We start from the raw sequence: 24,665 nt of genomic DNA, 5'->3' as shown, positions 1-24,665 counted from the left end.
AGGCGTCTCGCATGGGGGCTGGGCACGACCACGGGCATTCGCACGGCGGGCCGCCGCCGACCGGCACCGCGGCCTCGGCCTACACGGGACGGCTGCGCATCGCGCTCGCCATCACGCTGAGCGTGATGGTCCTGGAGATCGTCGGCGGCATCCTCTCCGGCTCCCTTGCCCTCATCGCCGACGCCGCCCATATGGCGACTGACGCGGTCGGTCTCGCCATGGCGCTGCTGGCGATCCACTTCGCCAACCGGCCCGCCGGACCGAACCGCACCTTCGGCTTCGCCCGGGCCGAGATCCTGGCCGCGCTCGCCAACTGCGTGCTGTTGCTCGGCGTCGGCGGCTATCTGCTCGTCGAGGCGGTGGAGCGCTTCATCACCCCGGCCGAGACCAAGGGCTGGCTGACGATCGCGTTCGCCGTGGTCGGTCTGCTGGCCAACATGGTCTCGCTCTCGATCCTGGTGCGAGGTCAGAAGGAGAGCCTCAATGTGCGCGGGGCGTATCTGGAGGTGCTCGCGGACACGCTCGGCTCGCTGACGGTGCTGGTCTCGGCCGCCATCATCCTCGCGACCGGCTGGCTGCCCGCCGACCCCATCGCATCACTCGTCATCGGCCTGATGATCGTGCCGCGCACCCTGAAGCTGCTGCGGGAGACCCTCAACGTCCTGCTGGAGGCGGCGCCGAAGGGCGTCGACATGGGCGAGGTCCGGGCGCACATAGTGGGGCTCCCCGGCGTGGAGGACGTCCACGATCTGCACGCCTGGACGATCACTTCCGGGATGCCGGTGCTCTCCGCGCATGTGGTGGTCAGCCAGCACATCCTGGACGCGGTCGGGCACGAGAAGATGCTTCACGATCTGCAGGGGTGCATCGGGGGCCACTTCGACGTGGAGCACTGCACCTTCCAGCTGGAACCGGTCGGCCATGCGGAGCACGAGGCAAGGCTCTGTCACTGAGAGCGGCGGCTGTTAGTCTTACCGGCCAGTGTTACCAGCACGCTTGAGAGGAGCTGAGGTTGATGACCGTCGCGGCGAACGCTGCCCTGCGCAGCGCCCGGTCCATCCTCGGCTTCCGGGCTGCCGGCTGACCCCTTCTCTCGTACGCCTTCTCGTACGTCGGCCGGAGCCCGCACACACTCAAGGGTTCCCACGTTGTCCGACAACGCTCTTCATGACGCCTTCTTCGCCCTGCACCACGGCCTTCCGCGGCAGGGTCCCGGCTCCGACTGCACCTCCCGCCGGCTGCTCGCCCTCGCCGGGCCGCTGCCGGCGCGTCCCCGCGTGCTCGATCTGGGCTGCGGTCCCGGCCGCAGCGCGCTGCTGCTGGCCGACGAGGCCGGTGCACAGGTCACGGCCGTCGATCTGCACGAGCCGTTCCTCGACGAACTGCGCCACAGCGCCGAGGCCCGCGGGCTCGGTGACACGATCCGCACCGTCAAGGCCGATATGGCCGAACTCCCCTGCCCCGACGGCTCGTTCGATCTCGTCTGGGCGGAGAGCTCCGCGTACAACATCGGCTTCGACACCGCCCTGCGGCAGTGGCGGCGGTTGCTCGCCCCAGGCGGCGCGCTCGTCCTGACCGAATGCGAGTGGACGGCCGGGGAACCCTCGGCCGAAGCCCGCGCCTTCTGGGACCAGCACTATGTGCTGCGTACGAGCGCCGAGAACATCTCGGCGGCCGTCGCGGCGGGCTACACCGTCCTGGGGGTGCACCGGCAGCCCGAGAGCGACTGGGAGGAGTACTACGGCCCGCTCGGCGAGCGGGCCGACGCCGCGGACGCATCGGCCCCGGGCATGGCGCAGGCGCTTGCCGCCACCCGGGCGGAGATCGCGATGCGCCGTGACCACGGCACGGAGTACGGCTACACGGGCTATGTCCTGCGGCCGGCCGACCCGCGCTGGCGCACCAGGCCGGAGACGGCGGCCGACATTCCGGCAGTACGCGCCGTCAATGCCGCGGCCTTCCCGACCGCCGAGGAGGCGGGCCTTGTCGGCCAGCTGCGCCAGGACGGCGATGCGTGGCTGCCCGGAATGTCGTACGTCGCCGAGGCGGCGGACGGCTCGGTCGCGGCGTACGCACTGCTCACCCGCTGCCATGTCGGAGACGTCCCCGCGCTCGCGCTGGCTCCGGTCGCGGTGGCTCCCGAGCATCAGCGGGGCGGCGCGGGGCAGGCGGTCGTCCGGGCCGTGCTCGATGTGGCGAGAATCCGCCAGGAGCGGCTCGTCCTGGTCCTCGGGCATCCCTGGTACTACCCGAGGTTCGGCTTCGAGCCGGCGTCACGGTACGGAATCAGGCCAACTTTCCAAGTGCCCGACGAGGCCATGCTGGCCCTGGTGCTGGACGGTTCCCTGGGCGTGCCGCGGGGCACGATCCGCTATCCGGTGGCCTTCGGTGTCTGATGAGTTCTGGTGAGTAATGTCGCCCTCGCCGCGAGCCGACGCGGCGGGGGGACATGCCCAGGCTGCCGAAGTGCGGACAAGCCGCTTTTGTACGGCACACTGGGCAGGCCCCCGATGGGCCGAGGACCGATGCGAAGGATGGTTATGCCGATCTCACCAGCCACCGCGGCGAACAGCTCGTCGAACGGCGCCCCCCAAGCGATCCTGCTCGAGCTGGTCGACGAGCACGGCAATACCATCGGCACCGCGGAGAAGCTCACCGCCCATCAGGCGCCCGGGCAGCTGCACCGGGCGTTCTCCGTCTTCCTCTTCGACGAGCACGGGCGGCTGCTGCTGCAGCGCCGCGCGCTGGGCAAGTACCACTCCCCCGGCGTCTGGTCGAACACCTGCTGCGGGCATCCGTTCCCGGGTGAGGCCCCCTTCGCGGCCGCCGCCCGGCGTACGCACGAGGAGCTCGGGGTCTCGCCCTCACTGCTCGCCGAGGCGGGCACGGTCCGCTACAACCACCCGGACCCGGACTCGGGTCTGGTGGAGCAGGAGTACAACCACCTCTTCGTGGGTCTGGTGCAGGCTCCACTGCGGCCGAACCCGGACGAGGTCGGTGAGACGGCCTTCGTGACGCCCAAGGAACTGACGGACCGGCATGCGGAGGCGCCGTTCTCGGCGTGGTTCATGACGGTGCTGGACGCGGCCCGTCCGGCGATCAAGGAGCTCACGGGCCCGTCCGGCGGCTGGTGAGACGGACCGGCACGGCGCCCAACAGCGGCTGGAGCGGCTAGAGCGGCGTGGTGCCGGCGGTCGGTCTCAGCGGCAGCGCGGCCCAGATGATCTTGCCGCCGCTCGCGGTGTGCTCGACGTCGCAGGATCCGCCGGCTTCCAGGGTGATCTCGCGCACGAGCAGCAGACCACGGCCGCCGGTCTGTCCGTAATCGGTCTCCAGCGCCTTGGGCCGGTAGGGGTGGTTGTCCTCCACCGACACCCGGATCCACTCCGCGCCGATGGCGACCTCGACGGCGATCTCGGGCGAGAGCAGAGCCGCGTGCCGTACGGCATTGGTGACCAGCTCGGAGACGATCAGCAGCAGCCCCTGGACGAGATCGTCCTCGACGGGCACGCCTTGGCGGTTCAGCAGATCCCGTACGGCGTGCCGGGCCTGCGGGACGGACACGTCGAGGGCAGGAGCGGTGAATCGCCAGACGCCCTCGTACGACAGTGGCCGGGTCGGGACGCTCCCGCGGCTCTCCATAGTCCGGCACCCACCCTCGGCTCGACTGCCCTGACCATCGAGTAATAAGTGTTGGGAGTCGGTTGGTCCGGACCGGGCCGCTGAACAGAAGTCAGCGCCTATCGACGCTTTCTGACCGTGTGCGTATGACAGCGTCAGTGGTTCGACTGTTCCTGATCTTCTTCTGCCCGGTTCTCCTGCTCTGTGACCATACTGCCGATCCGTCGGCCGCCGATCCGGTGGATAGCATCCGGCGCATGGAACAGAAGGAGCGTTCGCAGCCACAGTTGACCCACACCGTTGCGGACGGGGTCGCCACCGTCGTCATCAGCAATCCCGCCAAGCGCAATGCCATGACCGCGGAGATGTGGCGGGCGTTTCCCGAGCTGCTCGCGCGGCTGGCGGCGGATACGGCGGTACGCTCGCTGGTGCTGACCGGCGAGGGCGAGACCTTCTGCGCCGGCGCCGACATCTCCTCGCTGCGGGAGCCCGGCGAGACCCCGCAGACACTTGCGGTACACGCCGAGGAGGCACTCGCCGCGTTCCCGAAGCCGACGCTCGCCGCCGTCCGCGGCTACTGCGTGGGCGGCGGCTGCCAGCTCGCCGCGGCCTGCGATCTGCGGTTCGCGGAACAGGACGCGCTGTTCGGGGTGACTCCGGCGAAGCTCGGGATCGTCTATCCCGCCTCGACGACCCGGCGGCTGGTCTCGCTGGTGGGTCCCGCCGCCGCGAAGTACCTGCTCTTCTCGGGCGAATTGATCGACACGGAACGGGCGCTGCGCACCGGTCTGGTGGACGAGGTGCTGCCACGGGGCGAACTGGGCAAGCGCACTGCGGAGTTCACCAGGGTCGTCACGTCACGCTCGCAGCTCACCCAGGCCGCGGCGAAGGAGTTCGCGACGGGCCGTACCGACCGGGACGCCCACTGGGCGGAGCAGGCGCGCGCGAGCGGCGACCCCGCGGAGGGGGTCGCCGCCTTCCTGGAGCGCAGGGCGCCCCGTTTCACCTGGACTGTGTGATCTTCTCCGCCTGGCCGCGCCAGTGCGCGACGATCTCGGCCGGCGCCTTCTCCGGCGAGCCCGCGTCGTACGGCGGCTGCGGGTCGTACTCCGTGAGCAGCTGCACGGTCTGGGCGACCTCGTCGCCCGCGATCCGGCCGAGCAGATGCAGGGCCATGTCGATACCGGAGGACACACCCGCCGCCGTGACGTACTTGCCGTCGAAGACGACCCGTTCGCCGGTCGGCTCGGCGCCGAGGGGCGCCAGATCGTCGAGCGGCAGCCAGTGCGTGGTGGCGCGGCGCCCCTTCAGCAGACCGGCGCCGGCGAGCAGCAGGGCGCCGCTGCAGATCGAGACCAGGCGCTCGGCGCGCGGCGCGTGGGTGCGCAGCCAGTCGAGCAGGCGGGAGTCGGGGGTACGGGTGCTGGGGCCGCCGGGCACGATCAGCGTGTGGGGGACGGCGGCCTCGGCGAGGCTGCTGTCCGGGACGAGGGTGAGGCCGCTGGAGGTGCGGACCGGGGCGCCGTCCAGCGACGCGGTGCGGATCTCGTACGCACGGCCGACGGCCCTGTCGGCGCCCGCGAAGACCTCGACCGGGCCGGTCACGTCGAGACTCTGCAGGTCGTCGAAGAGGACGACGAGTACGGATCGCTGGGTCATGGCTTCCATCCTTGGCGGCGGACGAGATGGCCGCAATGACAAGTACCCCACCTTTCCTGCCATCCGGCGCCCGGTCTTCACTACGTACCGACCAGTCGGTAACGTGTCGGGTATGACCTCTCTGCCTCCGCGCGCGGGACGCCGCTGCCACAACGCCCTCAACCCGCTGCACTCGACGGTCTACTTCTCGCCGGACTTCACCGACCAGCTCGCGCAGCTCGGCATCGAGGACGCGAGGGCCGCCTACTTCGCCGGGCGCGGCGCCGCGATGGGCGCCGTCGGGCCGGGTGCGGTCACCGCGGCCTTCTACAACTTCAACCACGAACTGGTGGCCCGGCATCTGCCCGCCGTGTGGGACATCGCGTCCCCCGAGGCCGTCCTGGAGGCCCGGCTGCGCGCCGCCGACAGCACGCTGCGGCGGCTGCTGGGCGACGAGGTCATCGCATCGAAGGAGCTGGCGGAAGCGGCACGGCTCGCGCTGCGCGCCGCCGAGGCATGCACGCGGCACGCCCGGCCGCTGTACGCCGCGCATGCCGACCTGACGGTGCCCGAGGAGCCGCATCTCGCCTACTGGCATGCCGCGACCCTGCTGCGCGAGCACCGCGGCGACGGCCACCTCGCGGCGCTGCTCTCCGCAGAGCTCGACCCCGTCGAGGCGCTGGTGAGCCACACGGCCACCGGCAAGGGCATGGCGCCGCGCTGGATTCTGGCCACGCGCGGCTGGCGGCGCGCCGACTGGGAGGCCGCCCAGGGGCGGCTGCGGGAGCGTGGAATCCTGGACGCCGAGGGCGAGTTGACCGAGGATGGCGTACGGCTTCGGGCGGAGCTGGAGGAGCACACGGACCGCATCGACCTCGCCCCGTACGAGCATCTGGGGGCCGCGGACGTCGAGCGGCTGACCGAGCTGGCGCGCGGCTTCCTGACGACCGCGGTGGCCTCCGGCGCCTTCCCCGCGGACCTCAGCGGCAAGGGCTGACGTTTACCACGGCCCTCCAGGGCAACTCGGGAGACATCAGTCACCGACCCTGGAGGTGCCCTTGTTCCGCGCAGTCGCAGACGCACTTCGAATGATCGGCTCGGCGATCGCCACCGTGGTGACGCTGCCCTTCCGGATGCTCGCCCGGCTCTTCGGCGGAGCCTCGCGCGGCGGGCGCCGAACTCGCCGCGTCTGAAGCGGCAGGCGACACGGCCCCCGGCCACCCGGCACAATGCACTCTCAAGCACAGCCAGCACAGCCAGCATGAGAAGGCGAGTCGGGGAACCGTGACGACGTCCATCGAAGGCAGGATCGCCGAGGAGCTCGGCGTACGGGAGCGGCAGGTGAAGGCGGCCGTCGAGCTGCTCGACGGCGGGTCGACCGTGCCGTTCATCGCGCGCTACCGCAAAGAAGCGACCGAGATGCTCGACGACGCGCAACTGCGCACGCTCGAGGAGCGGCTGCGGTATCTGCGGGAGCTGGAGGAACGGCGGACCGCGATCCTGGAGTCCGTGCGCGAGCAGGGCAAGCTGGACGAGGCGCTGGAGGCGCAGATCCGGGCCGCCGACACCAAGGCGCGCCTTGAGGACATCTACCTGCCGTTCAAGCCGAAGCGGCGCACCAAGGCGCAGATCGCACGCGAGGCGGGTCTTGAGCCGCTGGCCGACGGGCTGCTCGGCGACCCGTCGGTGGAGCCGCTCGCGGCCGCCGCGGCCTTCGTGGACGAAGCCTTGGGCGTCGCGGACGCCGCCGCGGCGCTGGAGGGCGCGCGGGCGATCTTGACGGAGCGTTTCTCCGAGGATGCCGACCTGATCGGCGAGCTGCGCGAGCGGATGTGGACGCGCGGCCGGCTGGCGGCGAAGGTGCGCGACGGCAAGGAGGAGGCAGGCGCGAAGTTCGCGGACTACTTCGACTTCGCGGAGCCGTTCAAGGAGCTTCCTTCGCACCGGGTGCTCGCCATGTTCCGGGGCGAGAAGGAGGACATCCTCGACCTGGTGCTGGAGCCGGAGGAGCCGGGCGAGCAGCCGGGCCCCTCGACGTACGAGGGGATGATCGCCCGGCGCTTCGACGTCGCCGACCGCGGGCGCCTTGGCGACAAGTGGCTCGCGGACACCGTGCGTTGGGCGTGGCGGACGCGGATCCTGGTGCATCTGGGGATCGACCTGCGGCTCCGGCTGCGTACGGCGGCGGAGGACGAGGCGGTCCGGGTCTTCGCGGCGAACCTGCGGGATCTGCTGCTGGCCGCGCCGGCGGGCACGCGGGCGACGCTGGGGCTCGACCCCGGTTTCCGTACGGGCGTGAAGGTCGCCGTGGTCGACTCGACCGGCAAGGTCGTCGCCACGGACGTCATCTACCCGCACGTCCCGGCGAACAAGTGGGACGAGTCGCTGGCGAAACTGGCGCGGCTCGCCAAGGAGCACTCCGTCGATCTGATCGCGATCGGCAACGGCACTGCATCGCGGGAGACCGACAAGCTCGCCGGTGAACTGTGCGCGAAGCACCCGGAGTTGAGCCTCACCAAGGTGATGGTCTCGGAGGCGGGCGCGTCGGTGTACTCCGCGTCCGCGTTCGCCTCGCAGGAGCTGCCCGGCCTCGATGTGTCCCTGCGCGGCGCCGTCTCCATCGCTCGACGCCTCCAGGACCCGCTGGCCGAACTCGTCAAGATCGACCCGAAGTCGATCGGTGTCGGCCAGTACCAGCACGACCTGTCCGAGGTGAAGCTGTCGCGGTCACTCGACGCGGTCGTGGAGGACTGTGTGAACGGCGTCGGCGTCGACGTCAACACCGCGTCCGCGCCGCTGCTTTCACGGGTGTCGGGCATCGGCACCGGGCTCGCCGAGAACATCGTGGCGCACCGCGACTCCAACGGCCCCTTCCGCTCCCGCAAGGCGCTGAAGGATGTGGCGCGGCTCGGCCCCAAGGCGTACGAGCAGTGCGCGGGCTTCCTCCGGATCCGCGGTGGCGACGACCCGCTGGACGCCTCCAGCGTGCACCCCGAGGCGTATCCGGTGGTGCGGCGCATGGTGAAGACGGCGGGCGAGGAGGTCGCCTCGCTGATCGGCAACGCGCCGGTGCTGCGCTCGCTGAAGCCGGCCGACTACGTGGACGAGACCTTCGGTCTGCCGACGGTGACCGACATTCTGCGGGAGCTGGAGAAGCCGGGGCGCGACCCGCGACCCGCGTTCAAGACGGCCACCTTCAAGGAGGGCGTCGAGAAGATCGGCGACCTGGCGTCCGGGATGATCCTGGAGGGCGTGGTCACCAATGTGGCGGCCTTCGGTGCCTTCGTGGACATCGGCGTCCACCAGGACGGCCTGGTGCATGTGTCGGCCATGTCGAAGACCTTCGTCAAGGACCCGCGGGACGTGGTGAAGCCGGGCGACGTGGTGAAGGTGAAGGTCCTGGACGTCGACATCCCGCGCAAGCGGATCTCGCTCACCCTGCGACTCGATGACGAGGCCGCACCGAAGGAGGCCGGAGGCGGCCCGAAGCAGCGGGAGCGGAGTGAGCGCGGCGGCCGTCCGCCGCAGCAGCGCCGTCAGCAGGGCGGACGCGGGGGCGATCGCGGTGGGGACCGCGGCGGGAGCCGTGGCGGCGACCGCCAGGCTCCGCCGCCGGCGAACAGCGCGATGGCGGACGCGCTGCGGCGGGCCGGTCTCGCGGATCCCGACCGGCGCCGCTGAGGAAGCGCAGATGGGCCCCGTTGCCGGTCGGCGACGGGGCCCCGCGCACAGGTGCGTACGCATCACTGCCCAGGTATGCGGCCGTGCTCGGCGTCGGACCTCAGGCCTCGGTCACCTTGCCCGCGGACACCTCGATACGGCGCGTGGTGTGGACCGCGTCGAGCATCCGGCGGTCGTGCGTGACCAGCAGCAGCGTGCCGGTGTACGAGTCCAGCGCGGACTCCAGCTGCTCGATCGCCGGCAGGTCGAGGTGGTTCGTCGGTTCGTCGAGTACGAGGAGATTGACGCCGCGGCCCTGGAGCAGCGCCAGCGCGGCACGGGTGCGTTCGCCGGGGGAGAGCGTGGTCGCCGGGCGCAGCACATGGTCCGCCTTGAGGCCGAACTTGGCCAGCAGGGTGCGGACTTCGGCAGGTTCGGTGTCGGGGACGGCCGCGCAGAAGGCGTCGAGCAGTCTCTCGGTGCCGTAGAACAGCCCGCGGGCCTGGTCGACCTCGCCGACCACCACGCCGGCGCCGAGCGTGGCGTGGCCCGCGTCGAGGGTGAGGCGGCCGAGGAGGGCGGCGAGCAGTGTGGACTTGCCCGCACCGTTGGCGCCGGTGATGGCCACCCGGTCGGCCCAGTCGATCTGGAGTGAGGCCGGGCCGAAGGTGAAGTCGCCACGGCGGACCTCTGCGCCGCGGAGAGTCGCGACGACCGAGCCGGAGCGCGGCGCGGATGCGATCTCCATTCGAAGCTCCCACTCCTTGCGGGGCTCCTCCACGGTGTCGAGGCGTTCGATCATGCGCTGCGTCTGGCGAGCCTTCGCGGCCTGCTTTTCGCTCGCCTCGCTGCGGAACTTGCGGCCGAGCTTGTCGCTGTCGGTCGCCTTGCGGCGGGCGTTCTTGACGCCCTTGTCCATCCAGGAGCGCTGCATCTGGGCGCGGCCTTCGAGCGCCGCCCTCTTGTCGGCGTACTCCTCGAAGTCCTCGCGGGCGTGCCGGCGTGCGGTGTCCCGCTCCTCGAGATATGCGGTGTATCCGCCACCGAACAGGGTGATCTGCTGCTGCGCGAGATCGAGTTCGAGGACCTTGGTGACCGTGCGGGTCAGGAACTCGCGGTCGTGGCTGACGACGACCGTACCGGCGCGCAGGCCCTGGACGAAGGTCTCCAGTCGGTCCAGGCCGTCCAGGTCGAGGTCGTTGGTCGGCTCGTCGAGCAGGAAGACGTCGTACCGCGAAAGGAGCAGGGAGGCGAGGCCGGCGCGGGCGGCCTGGCCGCCGGAGAGCGCGGTCATCGGCAGGTCGAGCCCGATGGTCAGGCCGAGCGAGGCGGCGACCTCGTCGGCGCGCTCGTCGAGGTCCGCGCCGCCGAGGGCGAGCCAGCGCTCCAGGCTGTCGGCGTAGGCGTCGTCGGCGCCGGGCGCGCCGTCGACGAGCGCCTGGGTCGCCTCGTCCATGGCGCGCTGGGCGGCGGCGACGCCGGTTCGGCGGGCGAGGAAGTCCCGTACGGTCTCGCCCGCCCGGCGCTCGGGCTCCTGCGGGAGATGGCCGACGGTGGCGGCGGGCGGCGAGAGCTTGAGCTCGCCCTGCTCGGGCCGGTCGAGTCCGGCGAGGAGGCGCAGCAGGGTCGACTTGCCGGCGCCGTTGACACCGACGAGGCCGATCACATCGCCGGGGGCGACGACGAGGTCGAGCCCGGAGAAGAGCGAGCGGTCGCCGTGCCCGGCGGCGAGATCTTTGGCGACGAGGGTTGCAGTCATGAGGGGGCTGATCCTAATCGCGGGTGGGGTGGGGGGTGTTTCGGGGGACGGTGTGGGGGGCGGGGCTGGGGGACGGTGCGGCGGGGGTGGGCCGCTGCGCGGGCCTTTTCCCCACCCCGCCCCTTCCCGAACTGGGGGCAAGCGCCCAGACCCCCGGGGCCGCCGGCTTCGCGGCGTGGACGGCCGCACCGGTGCGGGAACAGCGGGCGGGGCAAGCCCCAGACCCCGGGGCGCCGGCCTCGCGGCGCGGTGGGCCGCACCCCGGTGCGGGGACGGCGCGCGGGAATCCCCCTCCCGACCCCGGGGCGTCGGCTTCGCGCCGCAGAGGGCCGCACCCCCGTGCGGGACGCGAGGCCCGCGCGCCCGACGCGGGGCGTGTCAGTGGGGCACCTGTGTCACCAGCACCGTCCCCGTCGTCCGCGCCACCAGAAACGCCTCGCCCTTCACCGCCCGCCCGTCCACCGCGATTCGGTGCTCGCCCGGCTCCAGCGTCCCGTCGAACACCTCCCGCGTATGCGTCCGGTGCAGCCGGTCCAGGCGGTACGCCATCAGTCGCAGTCGGCACGTCGAGGTCACCTCCACGTCCGCCGTGCCGGCCGTCGATGTCAGTCGGGTCAGCCTGCGGCACTCCAACGGGGCGCGGTCCAGGGCGTGTTCGATCTGGGCGACCAACACTGGGATTATCGGGGCGAGGCCGTCCACGTATGTCACCTCCACGCCCGCCGTCTCGAACGCCGCGCGCACACCCGCGCGCTGCTGCGCGGTGACCGTGCGGCCGAACGCGACCGCGCCATAGGTGCGCAGTTCCTCCGCCGGGACCCCCGTGGCGCCGTCGGTGATGTCCGCGCCGATGCCGATGGCCCGCAGGGCCGCGGCCAGCCTGGCCAGTACAGCGACCCGCGCGCCGATCAGCAGGACCCGGCGGCGGACGGGCGCCGCGTCGTCGTGGCCGTCGCCGTCGCCGTCCGGCAGCAGGCGTTCCAGCTCGGCGCGGTAGGCGTCGCCGCGGAAGCGGAACGGCCCTATCCCGTGGTAGCCGTTGAGTTCCAGGTCCGCCGTCTCGGACGTCTGCCAGGCGAAGTCACGCCACACGACGTCGTCCTCTTCGCGCTCGATGACGGCCGTCACCGCTCCGCACTGGATGTCCTCGCACTCGGGGCAGCCGTAGATCACACAGCGGCCGCCCTCCAGCGGTGCCGCGGCGTCCAGCAGCAGCGTGCGCACCTGCGCGGTGAAGATCGCCGGGGGCACGTCGGATGCCAGCGGCGAGACGGCATCGAGGTCGGAGAGCTGGAACAGCAGCGGCCGCCCGTCGACGATGAAGTCCATGAAGTCCCGGTGCACTTGGTAGCCACCATCCGCGAAGACTCCCCCGGCGCGCATCGCCGGCGCCAGCCCGAAGGTCGCGTACACGGCAGACATATCCTGAGTATCCCCACCTGTGCCGTGTTCTGAGCACGGCTGAGCGCGGCAACGGCCATTCCGCTACCGTCCCGGCATGAGCGGCGATGTGTTGGTGGTGGGCGGCGGGGTCATCGGACTGACGACCGCGATCGTGCTTGCGGAGAGTGGCCTTCGCGTACGCGTGTGGACGCGGGAGCCGGCGGAGGAGACGACATCGGCGGTGGCGGGTGCGCTGTGGTGGCCGTATCGCATCGAGCCGCAGGAGCTGGTCGGCGGCTGGTCGCTCGCTTCGCTGCGGGTGTACGAGAAGCTCGCCGCCCGCCCCGAGGAGACCGGTGTCCGGCTGGCCGCGGGCATACACGCCGATGTACGCCTGTCGGATCTCGGGCCGTGGGCCGCGCAGGTCGAGGGGTTGCGCGAGGCGGAGGCCGACGAACTGCCCGAGGGGTACGCCCACGGGCTGTGGGCCAGAATCCCGCTGATCGACATGCCCGTTCATCTGGGCTGGCTGCGGCGGCGGTTCGAAGCCGCGGGCGGCACGGTGGAGCTGCGTACGGTCAGCTCCTTCGCCCAGGCGGCGGACCGGGCGCGGGTCGTGGTCAACTGCACCGGGCTCGGCGCGCGCGAGCTCACTTCGGATGATCAACTGCGGCCGGTGCGCGGGCAGTTGGTACTGGTGGAGAACCCCGGGATCGAGGAGTGGTTCACCGCGGCCGACCATGCGTCGGCCACAACGACGTACTTCTTTCCGCAGCCAGGGCGGCTGATTCTGGGCGGCACCGCAGAGGACGACGACTGGCGCCTCGCGCCCGATCCGGCGACGGCCGAGGAGATCGTGGCGCGCTGTGCGCGGATCCGTCCGGAGATCGCCGGGGCACGGATCCTCGGGCACCGGGCGGCGCTGCGCCCGGCGAGGCCCCAGGGAGTGCGCATCGAGGCCGAGCCGCTGCCGGACGGCGGTCTGCTGGTCCACAACTACGGCCATGGCGGCGCCGGGGTGACAGTCGCCTGGGGCTGCGCGGAGGCTGCGGCGGCCCTTGCCTCGTAGCTCGGGGGCTCCGTCACGAACCTGACGAGCTCCGCCCCGGCTCCCGAGGAGGCGGGGGCCGGGGCGGAGACCGGGTCAGGCGTTGTTGTCGGCGTCCTGGCAGTTCTTGATCTTGCGCTGGATCGCGGCGGCCTGCGCACGCGCCTTCTTGGCCTCGTCGTGCGCGCCGAGCCGGTCGAGCTTCGCCGCCTTCGACTTGAGCTCATCGACCTGCTGGCGCATCTTGTTGATCTCACAGATCACGATGCCGCCGGCGCGGACATCCGCCGTGGCGGCGGCCTGCGCGGGGGCGGCGGTGAACAGCAGACCGCCGGCCAGGGCGGCGGTGATGGCGAGCGTGGTCGTACGACGCATGGTTCCTCTTCCTTCCCGTGCACCACGTTCCAAGTGCACGGCTGTGCAGCCTCATTGAGAGGCTTGATCAATACCAGTCGGTAACCCTAGCCGACGTGATCACGGGGTCTCGACCGGGTTGCGCTGGTCGTCGGGGCCCGCGCCCGGCGGCCCGATCCGGATCTCGAAGTCGCCGTCGTACTTCTTGTGGCCCGCGATCACCGCCGACTCCACGGCCTCGGCCCCGATCTCGCCGCGCACGATCAGCGGGTCGTGACGCAGATCGCGCATCAGCGCCACGCACATGCCCACCATGACGATCACGAACGGCGCGGCCACCAGGATCGTCAGATTCTGCAGTCCCGCCAGTGCGTCGCCCTTTCCGTTCCCGATGAGCAGCATGATCGCCGCGACGGCACCTGTCACCACGCCCCAGAAGACGACCACCAGTCTGGACGGTTCGAACGAGCCCTTCTGCGACAGCGTCCCCATCACGATGGACGCGGCGTCCGCGCCCGACACGAAGAAGATGCCGACCAGGATCATCACCAGCAGGCTCATCGCCGTGGGGATCGGATACTGCTGCAGCACCGCGAAGAGCTGGCCTTCCGGAGTCGTCTCGTCGCCGAGCTGCTTGCGCTCCTGCAGCTTCATCGCCGTACCGCCGAAGACCGCGAACCACACCAGGCTGACGGTGCTCGGCACCAGGATGACCCCACCGACGAACTGACGGATCGTGCGCCCCCGGCTGATCCTGGCAATGAACATCCCGACGAACGGCGTCCAGGAGATCCACCAGGCCCAGTAGAAGACCGTCCAGCTGCCCAGCCAGTCGGCGACGCCCTCGCCGCCGGTGGCCTCGGTGCGGCCGGCGAGCTGTGGCAGATCGCCCAAGTAGGAGAAGATCGACGTCGGCAGCAGATCGAGGACGATGATCGTCGGCCCCGCGACGAAGACGAAGACGACGAGCAGCAGCGCCAGCACCATATTGGTGTTGGACAGCCACTGGATGCCCTTCTCGACGCCGGAGACCGCGGACGCGACGAAGGCAACGGTCAGCACCGCGATGATGCCGACGAGCAGACCGGTGCTGACCTTCTCCATCCAGCCCAGCTCCTGGACGCCGCTGCCGATCTGCAGGGTGCCGAGGCCGAGCGAGGCCGCGGAGCCGAAGAGCGTCGCGAAGATCGCGAGGATGTCGATGACCCGGCCGGGTGCGCCGAGGGCATTCTTCTCACCGATGAGCGGCACGAAGACCGCGCTGATGGTCTGTCGCCTGCGGCGACGGAAGGTGCTGTAGGCGATGGCGAGTCCGACGACGGCGTAGATCGCCCAGGGGTGCAGGGTCCAGTGGAAGAGCGTGGTGGCCATGGCCGTCTGCATGGCGTCCGCCGAGTCGGCGGGGTCGGTGCCGGGCGGCGGTGTGATGTAGTGGGCGAGCGGCTCGGCCACTCCGTAGAACATCAGGCCGATGCCCATGCCCGCGCTGAACATCATGGCGACCCAGGACACCGTCCTGAACTCCGGGCGCTCGCTCTCCTGCCCGAGCGGGATCTTGCCGTAGCGGCTGATGGCGAGCCAGAGAGCGAAGACCACAAAGCCGGAGGCGGCGAGCACGAACGCCCAACCGCCGTTGTGGATCAGCCCGCTGAGCATCTTGCTGGAGACGCTCTCGAGGGTGTCGGTGGCGACGGCGCCCCACACCACGAAGGCGAGGGTGAGGACGGCAGTGACGCCGAAGACCACCCGGTCCGTCCTGGCGCGCTCGGTCTCCTGAGGATGGCCGGGGAGATCCGCCGTCACCGGCCGCTCTCCCCGGCTTCCCGGTTGCTGTTCGTCGTGCGACACGAGTGGCACCTTCCAAGGTTTGGCGGAACCTGCTTTCGCTCCTCCGCTACCCCCTACCACACGTGATGCACGCCACCCTCCTCAACAGGCGGCGACCGGTTGTCCCGGTGTGAGGTGGTATGCCGCACGGGCATCGAGAAGCAGCGGGATCAGTTCGCGCTGGGACTGGCGCAGCGGTACGAACGCCCCGTCCCCCTCCGGCCTCGACGCGACGCCGTGCAGCGCCAGTTCGTCCCGCACGTCCGCGTACTGCGCCGCGTCGAGGCGGTAGCCGCAGGGCGGATCCTCCAGGGTCTCCTCCGCCGTCGCCGGGTCGTTGTCGGCGCCGCCCAGATAGACCGGGCCGCGGTCCTTGAAACCGGCCAGCCTCGCGGCTCCGGTCGCCGCCTCGATCCGGCCGCGCCGTTCGTCGACGAAGTCCAACAGACCGTCCAGGGCGGTCAGTTGACTGTCGACCCGGCGACGGTTGTTCAGCGCTGGGTCGGCCTTCTCCTCCTCGGTGAGGGGGTCGACGCGGCTCTCGATCAGCAGGCCCAGGGCGTTCTTGACGCCCGAGGCATTGCGCAGGATGCGCTCCTGGCCGTCGCCCGCAACCTGCTTGATGGGGTCGCCGGTGACCGGGTCGGTCCATATGCCGTAGGTACCGGTGGTGAAGCCGCTGTCATGTGCGGCCGGGCGGACGTAGTGCTCGGAGAGGGTCTGCGACTCCTGGTGAACCTTGGCGTCGGTGTTGAGGTTGCGCGGCCAGAGGTCGAAGAGGTCCTTGTCGTAGTACGGCGGGGTGGCGCCGTACTCGTGCAAGTCGTAGACGATGTCCGGGCGCTGGTCCCGGATGACGGCGGCCAGCGCCCGCGCCTCGGCGGTCTTCAGGGCGATGTGGTCGCGGTTGATGTCGACCCCGTCGGAGTTGCCGCGGGTGTCCGCGGCCCGTCCGTCCGGGTTGGCGGTGGGGACGACGAGGATTCTCGTACGGGACAGCAGCCGGCGGGTTTCGCCGTCCCTGGCGTAGGCGAGATCGCGGATCGTGGTGAGACAGGCGTCGCGGCCCGAGGGCTCGTCGCCGTGCTGAGTACAGATCAGCAGGACGGTGCTCGCGGCGTGCTGAGCGCCGATGTGTACGAGCTGAAGCGGCCGGCCCTGCTTCGTGGTGCCGATCCGGCCGACCGAGACCCGGTCGCTGCCGCGGTCGACGGCGGCGAGGAACGTCTGCTCCTCGGGCTGGCTGGTCCAGCGCGCGCCTTGGCTGGTCTCGAAGCCGGTGCGGGGCAGGCTGTGCGCCGCCTCGGCCGGCGCCGTGGCCAGCGGCACGGCAAGCGCTGCCGCTGCGACCGTCAGGGCGAGGATGCGGATACGGGACGTCATCGGCTGTCGCCTCCCGGGATCGGGCGGATGGGCCGCGGCTCGGCCACACCGCTGAGCCGGGCCTCGCGCGGGGTGAGGGACGCGGTGGACCCCGCGGTGGCGCGTACGAAGGCGGCGGCGCCGCCGACGATCGGCAGCTTCGCCGATGTACGGGCCAGATCGAGGGTGAGCGCCGGAGTGCTCGCGGGCGGGTCGATGAGGTCCCTGTCCGTGCCGCCGACTATCAGGGCGAGCCGGTGCCCAGCCGGGACGACATGGTCACTTGCGTGCAGATCGAGGGTGATGGTGTACGCCGTGCCGGGCGTCAGCGGACGGCCCTTTGCGTCGGAGGCGTAGTTGCCGAGGTCCGCCCACCCGCGGCTGAAGACGGTGTAGTCGACGGCTGCCGTGCGGGCCTTGGTCGTCTTGAAGCAGGGGCTGTCGCCCGGGGTACTCGCGCCCCAGCAGCTGCGTTCGGCAAGGGTGGTGATGCCTTCGCCGGCTGCCGCGTAGTCGCGGATCGTGTCGGGGCCGAGGTCGACGAGGACCGCGGAGAGATGGGCGCTGGTGGTGGACGGCGTGGCGGTGATGGTCACCCTGGAGGAGCCGGACAGCCGAAGGTCACGGCCGAGGGGCTTGGTGATGAACCCGGCCTTGGAGGAGGTCGACCGGTCGATCTGGGCGGCCCAGTCGGTCTCCTCGAGCGTCGGGTCGTCGGTGAAGGTCTCGGTCGCGCCGGGGCGTGCGGGCTGCAGACTCAGTGTGCCGACGCCCGCCGCCGCACCCTTGTCCGGGCGGAGGCTGGTGGTGTCGGTGGACCGGGGCGGCCAGACGCGGTCGGTGGACCACTGGTCGGGGGCGCGCTCGATGTCGGCCATCGGCTCGCGGTCGATGCCGTTGTCGTGGCCGAGGAGGTAGTGGTCGAACCAGCGGTGCAGGGTGCTGACCCACTCGGCGCGGCGGAAGTCGAACGGGTCGACGTGCCCGGTCTGCGAGAGCCAGACCTTGCGCTCCACGCCTTCGTCGGCGAGGGCGTCCCACCACTGGCCGAAGTGCTTGGAGCGGACGTTGAGGTCCTGCATACCGTGCACGGCGAAGACGCTGGCCTCGACGTTGTCCGCGTCGGGAACGTGGTCGCGCTCGCTCCACAGCCGGGTCAGATCACCGTTGCGGGGCGCCTCGTCCACCAGCCGCTGCTGGACGGCCTGGCAGCGGGCGCGGGCGTCGGGGCTCTCGACATAGTTGGAGAGCCAGTCGGGGCCCGAGTTGTAGAGCGGGGCGCCCTTGGCGAAGTAGTAGTCGTACCAGGAGGAGATGGCGCCGATCGGGACGATCGTCTTGAGCCCCTCGACTCCGGTGGCGGCGACGCCGTTGGCGATGGTGCCGTCGTAACTCTTGCCGATCATGCCGGTACTGCCGGTGCTCCAGCCGGCCCGGGCGCGCTCGCCGCCGGTGCGGGTGGTGTAGCCGCGGCCGCGGCCGTTCAGCCAGTCGACGACGGCCTTGGCGGACTGGATGTCCGAGCGGCCGCCGACGTCGACGCAGCCGTCGGAGCGGTTGGTGCCCGCCAGGTCGACCGCGACGAAGGCGTACCCGCGCGGGACGAAGAAGTTGTCGTAGTAGAGCGGGAACTGGACGGGGTTGCCATTCGCGTCGTATGTCTTCCTCTGACTCTCGTTGCCGCGTCCGCAGCAGGAGTAGTACGGACTGGCGTCCATGATCACGGGGATCTTCCGGCCCTGCCGCGCGGGCTCACGCGGCCGGACGATGTCGACGGCGACGCGATCGGTCCGCCCGTCTCCGTCGCCGTCGAGCCGGGTGTCCACCCATACGGACTCACGGATGGCGTTCTCGTACGAGTAGACGGGTCTGCTCTCACGTACGGGCGCGCTGTGTGCGCCCGTCGGGGCCAGGGTCATGGCCATCAGGGCGGCCGAGGCCGCCGCCACCAGCGATCTGCACGTCAAGCGGGCGCCCCGCGCGTGTGTCGGCATGGGCGGAAGGTACTCCGGTCAACTCCTGTGCAACAGAGGGCATTCGGCTGTCCCAGTCGATCTCGGCGGAGGCGACTCGACGGACGCTCTCGTCAGCGCAGCGCCTGCGTGACGCGGCTGCGCAGCGTCTCGTTCTCGATCGTGTCGGCGTATCGCCAGGCCGCGGCGGTGACTTCTTCGGTTTGCAGCTCGACGATCTCGGCCGAGGTGCGGAAGAGGAAGCGCAAGTCGAAGTGCCGGTGATCGGGCTCGCCCCTGGTTGGGCTGGCCGGTATGCGGGGGCCTCGATGTGTACGGGGCGGTGGTCGGCCGGGATAACGACCGCGGCCGTGATGCCGGTCTACTCAGTCAGGGAATTCGCACTGGAAGCCAAGCGACGGCAGGAGAAGGATATACAGGTTCGCTATTTTCATCATAAAGTCGGGAATCTGCTGCGGGGTAGTTGCGCCTCATTCTGTTAGGCGACAACCCCGAGTTCGGTGCGGGTGCGGTGGATGAACTCGCGGACGGCCGGCTCGCGCCGCCAGGGGGCCAGGGCCGCGTTGAACTCGCGGACGTAGTCCTTGGCGCGGGTGGACTGGACGCGGACGAGGATGTCGACGCTGCGGTTGCCGAGTTCGAGGCCGTGGTCGAGGTCGCGGGCCTGTAGATGGGCAGTCCCCACGATCGCGAGCCGCATCCCGACGGAGCGTGTGAACACCCCGGTCGGCATGGCGGCAGCCTGCTTGTTCCAGGCGAGGGCGGCCTTGGGGTTCTTCAGGTCGCGGAAGACCTCGGCGGCGTCCGCCGAGAGGCGGGCGTGGTGATAGAAGTCGATCCATCCGGGCTCGTCACCGTTGTCGGCCTTGGCCTGGCCCAGCAGATCCTCGGAGGCCGCGAGGGCCCGTGAGGCGGACCTGGAGTCGTTCTCGCGAGCATGAGCGCGGGCCTCGATCAGCTTGTTGAACGCCAGCACCCTGGGCGCCGCCTGGCCCTTGGCGCGTTCGAAGGCGCCCTGCGCCATGTCCACGGCCTGGGACGCAAAGCCCCGCATCAGGGACTGCATGGCCATCGTGGTCAGGACATAGCAGCCCAACTGCACATCTCCGCCCGCGCGGGCCATGCGGAGAGCCTGGATGAAGTGCCGCTGGGCGGCGTTGTGCTGCCCGACGTCGAACGCCGTCCACCCCGCCAGCCGCGACAACTCGGCCGTCACGCTGAAGAGTTCACTGCCGACATCGTCGGAGAAAGTGCCGTGCAGGAGAGGGGCCGCCCGGTGCTCAAGACAGTCGGTGACGGAACTGGACTTCCAGTTCCCGCCGCCATACTTCGAGTCCCAGTGACGGGCGTGGTCGGCTGCCTCGCGCAGTTCGTCCAAGTCCGAGCGGCCGACTTGCTGGCCGCCCTGGTGGTTGGCGGTCTCATCGGCGGGGCTGACGAGCCAGCGGGTGACGGGGACGGTAAACGCGGACACGGCGAAGCCGGACCCGGTGTCCTTGAGGAAGTCGCGGCGGTTCACGGAGCTCCAGAACGAAGTGGCGACGCGGACAGCATCGGCGGGATCTCGCGAGAAATCCAACCCCACCGAAGCATCGATTGTCTCCGCCTCGCCCATACCGATTTCCGCGAGACTGACTGGCCGCCCCAGCCGTTCCCCAAGAGCTTGGGCCAGCAGCCGGGGCACCGGGGGCTTCGGGGTCATCCCGCGCCGACACCAGTTCGCCACGGAGGTATGCGAGGAGTCCGTCTCTATCCCTGCCTGGTGGGCGAGCTGGTTGACGCGCAGAGCCAGGGACTTGTGGCTCGCACCAGAGCCTTCGACGAACCGGGCCAGGTCCGTATTGGGCGGACGGGCCCGACGGACGGTCGATGCCACGAGGTCCCCCTTGACCAGTACTGGAGTGTTGCGCACGAGGTCGACTCGACTGGCTACAGAAAGTGGTACGCGGGCGGACTGAGGATTTTCAGTCGTGCGCGAACCCCCGCTGGGCACGAAGAGTCGTACACGATACGCGTGTTGGGTCACCGAGGGTATTGCCTGCGGGGCCCACAGTGAACCGCGCACGCGAGTTGTGAGCCCCCCTGCGAGCCCTCCCCGATCTTGTTGCCGACCGCTGTGATGAGGGCCCAGGCCACCGCCGGAACTGGACGAGGCCCCTTCCGGCGGTGGCCGCCGACAGGCACCACTCACTCTCGGGGGTGAACCAGATGTGCGGAATCGCAGGACTGGCCGGACCGGACGCCCACTGGCACCAGATGACGGTGAAGGCCATGGGCATCGCCCAGCACTACCGCGGACCGGACGGCACCATGCACGCCGCATCCAGCGACGGGCGGGGGGTGCTGGCCATGAACACGCTGCTGATCGTGGACCCGCTCGCCCATCCCGGCCCCTACCTCGACCGCCCATCGAGGGTCCTGTTGGCCTTCAACGGAGAGATCTACAACTACCGTCGGCAGGCAACAGCCTGGGGCATCGAGCTCGCTGAGAAAGAGACCGACGCCCACCTCGTCCTCAAGGCCTGGACGAAGCTCGGACCGTCCTGCCTGGACGGGCTGGACGGCATGTTCGCCCTCGCGCTCTATGACCCCCGCGTCGGCAAGCTGTTCCTGGCCCGCGACCGGCTGGGGGAGAAGCCGCTCTACTGGCGCATGGACGGCGGCCGGCTCGCGTTCGCCTCCGAGGTCACCACCTTGATCGGCTACGGTTCGGCGCCGCTGATCGTCCGCCCGGAGATGTTGGCGATCGAGACCCCGGTCGGCGTCGACACCCCGTTCCAGGGCGTCCAACTGCTGGCCCCGGCGACGTTACTGACCTTCGACGTCGTGACCGCCTCGCTGCAACAGACCATCTGGTGGCGTCTGGAGGACCGGCTGCCGTTTGCGGGCGACTACCGCCAGGCCCTGGCCGCCTTCTCGGTCGTGCTGGCCGAGCAGGTCCCACTTCGGGCCCCTGGCTGTGACTTCGCGCTGCTGCTGTCCGGCGGCCTGGACTCCTCGGTTCTGGCCTATCTGATGCGGCCCCCGGTCTGCGTCACCGTCTCCTACCCGGGCCAAGACCGCCTGGACGAGTCGGATGTCGCGGCCCGGATCGCGCGGGACATCGGGGCCGAGCTCGTGGTGGTCGAGCCGGATCACATCGACTTCACCAAGGCCCTGCCGCACTTGATGTCCGCGCTGGACTACCCGATGGGCAACGCGTCCACGTTCTCCGAGTACATGGCTTACCGCAATGTCTCCGACCTCGGCCTGAAGGTGGTGGTCGGTGGCCTCGGTCCGGACGAATTCCTCATGGGCTACGTCCGCCATGCCCTGGTCCTGTTCGGTCCGGACGCCGTCCTGAAGGCGGGCCTGGACGCCTACCGGCCGCTGGCCGCCAAACTCACCGCGGGCCAGCAGTTGGAGCCGGGCGAGTCGGTCACCCGGCTCATCCTGCGCGGACCGGACCCCGAGATGCGGCTCAGGGCCTTGGTCGCCGACGCCATGGAACGGGCTGGCGGCGACCTGGCCAGGGGGTGACCCTGGCGGATCTGGCAACGGCCTGGCGGCCGTTGGTGATGACGAGCGACAAGCTCGCCTCCGCCCACTCATTGGAGCGCCGGTCCCCTTACCTAGCGCGTGAACTGGTGGAGCTGTCCTACCGGCTCCCGGTCCAGCACAAGATCGCCGATCCGGTGTCGGGCAAGCGGATCCTGCGGGATGCCGCGAAGGCCCTCGGCCTGCCGCGCGAGGTCTGGGGAAGCCGGGACAAGCTCGGCTTCTCCTCCCCTGTCCCCACCTGGCTCAACGGCCCCCTCGCGGCCTGGGCAGACGCCCAGATCCACACTGCGCTCGCCGAGGCTCCGGCCGCGCTGCGGCCGCTGCTCACGGACGGCCTCAAGCCCGGCGGCCGGTTCGACCGGACGAGGATGCAGGCCCTGCTGGCAGCCGCCTGGTTTTCAGACCAGTCGGTGAGGGCTGCCGCATGATCCTCAACTCCCTTACTACGGTGACGGGATGCACTCTGCCACCACCCGTCCCGAGCGCCCTGCCACCGCCCGCGGCGCGGTCGCCATCATCACCAACCGGCGCGGCGAACTCCTCCTGCACCTGCGGGAGGACCTGCCCAATATCGCCTGGCCCGCCCACTGGAGCTTGCTCGGGGGCGGCGCCGACGAGGGGGAGAGCCCTACCGAGACGGTTGTCCGCGAGCTCGACGAGGAAGCCGGACTCGTCCGCAGGAATCTCACCGAGCTCTTCGAGTTCCGCGACGAACACGGCTCCGGCCAGCTGATCAGCTTTTTCGCCTCCGACTGGGACGGCGACGAGACCACGCTGCCGCTGGCCGAGGGCGTCAAGCTCCAGTTCTTTGCCCCCGAACACCTCGGCATCCTCACGATCCCGCCGTTCATCCGGGGCGGGATCCACCGCTATCTGGCCGCCCGGCCCGCCTGAGTCCTTCCCCGGGATGGGGCGGCCGGGCGGCGGCCCCATCTGGAAGGACACGCTCGTGAAGCTCACCGTCGTCGGCTGCGGCTACCTCGGCGCCACCCATGCTGCCTGCATGGCCGAACTCGGCCACGAAGTCCTCGGCATGGACTCCGACATGGACAAGGTCAGCGTCCTCAACTCCGGCAAGGCCCCGTTCTTCGAGCGCGACCTGGACGAGTTGCTGGCCAAGCACACGGCCTCGGGCCAGCTGAAGTTCACCGCCTCCTACGCGGAGGCCGCCCACTTCGCCGACCTGCACTTCATCGGGGTCGGCACGCCGCAGACGCCCGGCATGGACACCTACGACCTCACTCACCTCTATTCCGCGGTCCGACAGCTCGCCCCGCGTCTGACTGGTCCGGCCGTGATCGCGGTCAAGTCGACCGTCCCAGTCGGCACCGCACGTCGCGTCGCCGAGATCCTGCGGGAGTTCTCCCGGGCCGGCGACCGGGTCGAGGTTGCCTGGAATCCGGAGTTCCTGCGCGAATCATTCGCCATCGAGGACACCCTCCACCCCGACCGGCTCGTTCTCGGCTTCCAGGAAGAGCAGGCCTGGGCCGAGGTCATGCTGCGACAGTGCTTCGCGAAGATCATCGAGTCCGGGACCCCGACGATCGTCACCGACTGGGCGACGGCCGAACTCGCCAAGGGAGCCGCGAACTCCTTCCTCGCCACCAAGATCTCCTTCATCAACGCGATGGCCGAGATCTGCGAGAAGTCCGACGCCGACGTCCGCCAGCTCGCCGAGATCCTCGGCCACGACCTCCGCATCGGGCGGCGCGGGATGCGGCCGGGTCTTGGCTTCGGCGGCGGCTGCCTGCCCAAGGACATCCGCGGCTTCATCGCCCAGGCCGCAGCGCTCGGCGCCGAGGCAGCCACCGGCATCCTCCGGGAGGCCGACGCGGTCAACCACCGCCGCCGCGAGGCCATGGTCGAACTTGCCCGCGAACAGCTCGACGGCAATCTCATGGGCAAGCGGATCACCATCTGGGGCGCCGCCTTCAAACCGAACACCGACGACATCCGCGACTCGCCCGCCCTCGCCGTCGCCCACAAACTCCACGAGCTCGGCGCCACCGTCACCGTCACCGACCCCAAGGCCCTCGACAACGCCCGCAAACTCCACCCCGAACTCGACTACATCGAGGACCCGATCGCCGCCGTCCAGGACACCGACCTTCTGCTGCACCTGACCGAATGGGCCGAGTTCGGTCACATCGACCCGCACCGCCTTGCCCACCGCCCCACTCAGCCCCTGATCATCGATGGACGCGGCACCCTCAACCCCGACACCTGGCGCGAAGCCGGATGGGCCTATCGGAGTCTCGGCCGTCCTTGAACCCAAGGACTGCGCCTCGGCCAGGGGCCCACAGGGACAGATGACCCGACAACCCATAGAAGAACGACATCACCGCAGACGGCCGGTCCCCGATCGGGGACCGGCCGTCTGCGGTGGCCACTGTTCCGAGTCGTCCTGCGTCCGCACCGTTGATGAGCCGTCTGAGCGGGTGTGTTCACGGACGCTCTTTGAGCGGAGCATCCCACGCGGCCGGGTACCTGTGGGCCGGAT

The 24,665-nt window shown here is 70.3% G+C and carries 22 protein-coding genes; 12 read left to right on the top strand and 10 right to left on the bottom strand.

Annotated elements, in window-relative coordinates; translation table 11 throughout:
* Window positions 1–11 precede the first annotated feature (11 nt).
* From ACH492_RS03940 to idi, 3 genes are all read left to right on the top strand, one after another.
* Complete coding sequence (locus ACH492_RS03940; RefSeq protein WP_398982447.1) at window positions 12–953, top strand: cation diffusion facilitator family transporter; 942 nt, start codon at window positions 12–14, stop codon at window positions 951–953.
* A 195-nt stretch (window positions 954–1,148) separates the two neighbouring features.
* Entirely contained in the window at window positions 1,149–2,396 is a 1,248-nt protein-coding gene (locus ACH492_RS03935) for a GNAT family N-acetyltransferase (protein WP_398982445.1), read from the top strand.
* 144 nt (window positions 2,397–2,540) lie between these two features.
* On the top strand, window positions 2,541–3,134 hold the full coding sequence (gene idi, locus ACH492_RS03930) for an isopentenyl-diphosphate Delta-isomerase (protein WP_398982443.1): 594 nt from the start codon (window positions 2,541–2,543) through the stop codon (window positions 3,132–3,134).
* A 37-nt stretch (window positions 3,135–3,171) separates the two neighbouring features.
* Here the strand turns inward: idi and ACH492_RS03925 are convergent, their stop codons facing one another.
* On the bottom strand, window positions 3,172–3,642 hold the full coding sequence (locus tag ACH492_RS03925) for an ATP-binding protein (RefSeq protein WP_398982441.1): 471 nt from the start codon (window positions 3,640–3,642) through the stop codon (window positions 3,172–3,174).
* Between the two features lie 236 nt (window positions 3,643–3,878).
* Between ACH492_RS03925 and ACH492_RS03920 the strand changes: the two genes are divergently transcribed.
* Window positions 3,879–4,640 (top strand): enoyl-CoA hydratase/isomerase family protein, encoded by a 762-nt coding sequence (locus ACH492_RS03920; RefSeq protein ID WP_398982439.1) that lies wholly within the window; start codon window positions 3,879–3,881, stop codon window positions 4,638–4,640.
* On the opposite strand, the gene ACH492_RS03915 is transcribed toward ACH492_RS03920, so the two are convergent.
* Complete coding sequence (locus ACH492_RS03915) at window positions 4,624–5,280, bottom strand: DJ-1/PfpI family protein (protein WP_398982437.1); 657 nt, start codon at window positions 5,278–5,280, stop codon at window positions 4,624–4,626. The genes ACH492_RS03920 and ACH492_RS03915 overlap by 17 nt on opposite strands.
* 112 nt (window positions 5,281–5,392) lie before the next feature.
* Here ACH492_RS03915 and ACH492_RS03910 point away from each other — a divergent pair, with 112 nt between their 5' ends.
* From ACH492_RS03910 to ACH492_RS03900, 3 genes are all read left to right on the top strand, one after another.
* Window positions 5,393–6,256, top strand: a complete 864-nt coding sequence (locus ACH492_RS03910; RefSeq protein WP_398982435.1) for a hypothetical protein — start codon at window positions 5,393–5,395, stop codon at window positions 6,254–6,256.
* A gap of 61 nt (window positions 6,257–6,317) precedes the next feature.
* Window positions 6,318–6,452, top strand: a complete 135-nt coding sequence (locus ACH492_RS03905) for an LPFR motif small protein (RefSeq protein ID WP_398982433.1) — start codon at window positions 6,318–6,320, stop codon at window positions 6,450–6,452.
* A 91-nt stretch (window positions 6,453–6,543) separates the two neighbouring features.
* Complete coding sequence (locus tag ACH492_RS03900; RefSeq protein ID WP_398982431.1) at window positions 6,544–8,940, top strand: Tex family protein; 2,397 nt, start codon at window positions 6,544–6,546, stop codon at window positions 8,938–8,940.
* Between the two features lie 100 nt (window positions 8,941–9,040).
* Here ACH492_RS03900 and ACH492_RS03895 read toward each other — a convergent pair whose 3' ends face one another.
* Together ACH492_RS03895 and ACH492_RS03890 are read right to left on the bottom strand one after the other, a co-directional pair.
* The gene (locus tag ACH492_RS03895) at window positions 9,041–10,678 is read right to left on the bottom strand and encodes an ABC-F family ATP-binding cassette domain-containing protein (RefSeq protein WP_398982429.1); all 1,638 of its coding nucleotides are present in this window, start codon (window positions 10,676–10,678) and stop codon (window positions 9,041–9,043) included.
* A 378-nt stretch (window positions 10,679–11,056) separates the two neighbouring features.
* Entirely contained in the window at window positions 11,057–12,100 is a 1,044-nt protein-coding gene (locus ACH492_RS03890; protein WP_398982427.1) for an oxidoreductase, read from the bottom strand.
* Between the two features lie 76 nt (window positions 12,101–12,176).
* On the opposite strand from ACH492_RS03890, the gene ACH492_RS03885 reads away from it, so the two are divergent.
* Window positions 12,177–13,130: an FAD-dependent oxidoreductase gene (locus ACH492_RS03885; RefSeq protein WP_398982425.1), complete on the top strand. Its 954-nt coding sequence runs from the start codon at window positions 12,177–12,179 to the stop codon at window positions 13,128–13,130.
* A gap of 75 nt (window positions 13,131–13,205) precedes the next feature.
* Here ACH492_RS03885 and ACH492_RS03880 read toward each other — a convergent pair whose 3' ends face one another.
* The 6 genes from ACH492_RS03880 to ACH492_RS03855 form a co-directional block, all read right to left on the bottom strand.
* Window positions 13,206–13,484, bottom strand: coding sequence for a hypothetical protein (locus ACH492_RS03880; protein ID WP_398982423.1), 279 nt, complete (start codon window positions 13,482–13,484; stop codon window positions 13,206–13,208).
* Between the two features lie 99 nt (window positions 13,485–13,583).
* Window positions 13,584–15,311, bottom strand: coding sequence for a BCCT family transporter (locus tag ACH492_RS03875; protein WP_398982421.1), 1,728 nt, complete (start codon window positions 15,309–15,311; stop codon window positions 13,584–13,586).
* 81 nt (window positions 15,312–15,392) lie between these two features.
* Window positions 15,393–16,673, bottom strand: a complete 1,281-nt coding sequence (locus ACH492_RS03870) for a M14 family metallocarboxypeptidase (RefSeq protein WP_398982419.1) — start codon at window positions 16,671–16,673, stop codon at window positions 15,393–15,395.
* The gene (locus ACH492_RS03865; protein ID WP_398982417.1) at window positions 16,670–18,646 is read right to left on the bottom strand and encodes a Xaa-Pro dipeptidyl-peptidase; all 1,977 of its coding nucleotides are present in this window, start codon (window positions 18,644–18,646) and stop codon (window positions 16,670–16,672) included. Before ACH492_RS03865 ends, ACH492_RS03870 begins: the two co-directional genes overlap by 4 nt.
* A 92-nt stretch (window positions 18,647–18,738) precedes the next feature.
* Complete coding sequence (locus tag ACH492_RS03860; RefSeq protein ID WP_398982415.1) at window positions 18,739–18,873, bottom strand: hypothetical protein; 135 nt, start codon at window positions 18,871–18,873, stop codon at window positions 18,739–18,741.
* A 230-nt stretch (window positions 18,874–19,103) separates the two neighbouring features.
* Window positions 19,104–20,501 carry a sporulation protein gene (locus tag ACH492_RS03855; protein WP_398983293.1) on the bottom strand — a complete coding sequence of 466 codons (1,398 nt, stop codon included), beginning with the start codon at window positions 20,499–20,501 and terminating at the stop codon, window positions 19,104–19,106.
* A 332-nt stretch (window positions 20,502–20,833) separates the two neighbouring features.
* Here ACH492_RS03855 and ACH492_RS03850 point away from each other — a divergent pair, with 332 nt between their 5' ends.
* From ACH492_RS03850 to ACH492_RS03835, 4 genes are read left to right on the top strand one after another with little or no spacing between them, the layout of a single operon-like run.
* A complete protein-coding gene (locus ACH492_RS03850) occupies window positions 20,834–22,144 on the top strand; it encodes an asparagine synthetase B family protein (protein WP_398982413.1) in 1,311 nt (436 codons plus the stop codon).
* Between the two features lie 38 nt (window positions 22,145–22,182).
* Window positions 22,183–22,593, top strand: coding sequence for an asparagine synthase-related protein (locus ACH492_RS03845; protein ID WP_398982411.1), 411 nt, complete (start codon window positions 22,183–22,185; stop codon window positions 22,591–22,593).
* Window positions 22,594–22,621: 28 nt separating this feature from the next.
* Window positions 22,622–23,059 carry an NUDIX domain-containing protein gene (locus tag ACH492_RS03840; RefSeq protein ID WP_398982409.1) on the top strand — a complete coding sequence of 146 codons (438 nt, stop codon included), beginning with the start codon at window positions 22,622–22,624 and terminating at the stop codon, window positions 23,057–23,059.
* Between the two features lie 13 nt (window positions 23,060–23,072).
* Window positions 23,073–24,434, top strand: a complete 1,362-nt coding sequence (locus ACH492_RS03835) for a UDP-glucose dehydrogenase family protein (RefSeq protein WP_398982407.1) — start codon at window positions 23,073–23,075, stop codon at window positions 24,432–24,434.
* Window positions 24,435–24,665: the final 231 nt, after the last annotated feature.

The organism is Streptomyces sp. NPDC019443 (assembly GCF_044389785.1).
Taxonomy (GTDB): Bacteria; Actinomycetota; Actinomycetes; order Streptomycetales; family Streptomycetaceae; genus Streptomyces.
Note: the sequence above shows the minus strand (reverse complement) of the source record. Positions and strands in the feature narration are given on the sequence as shown.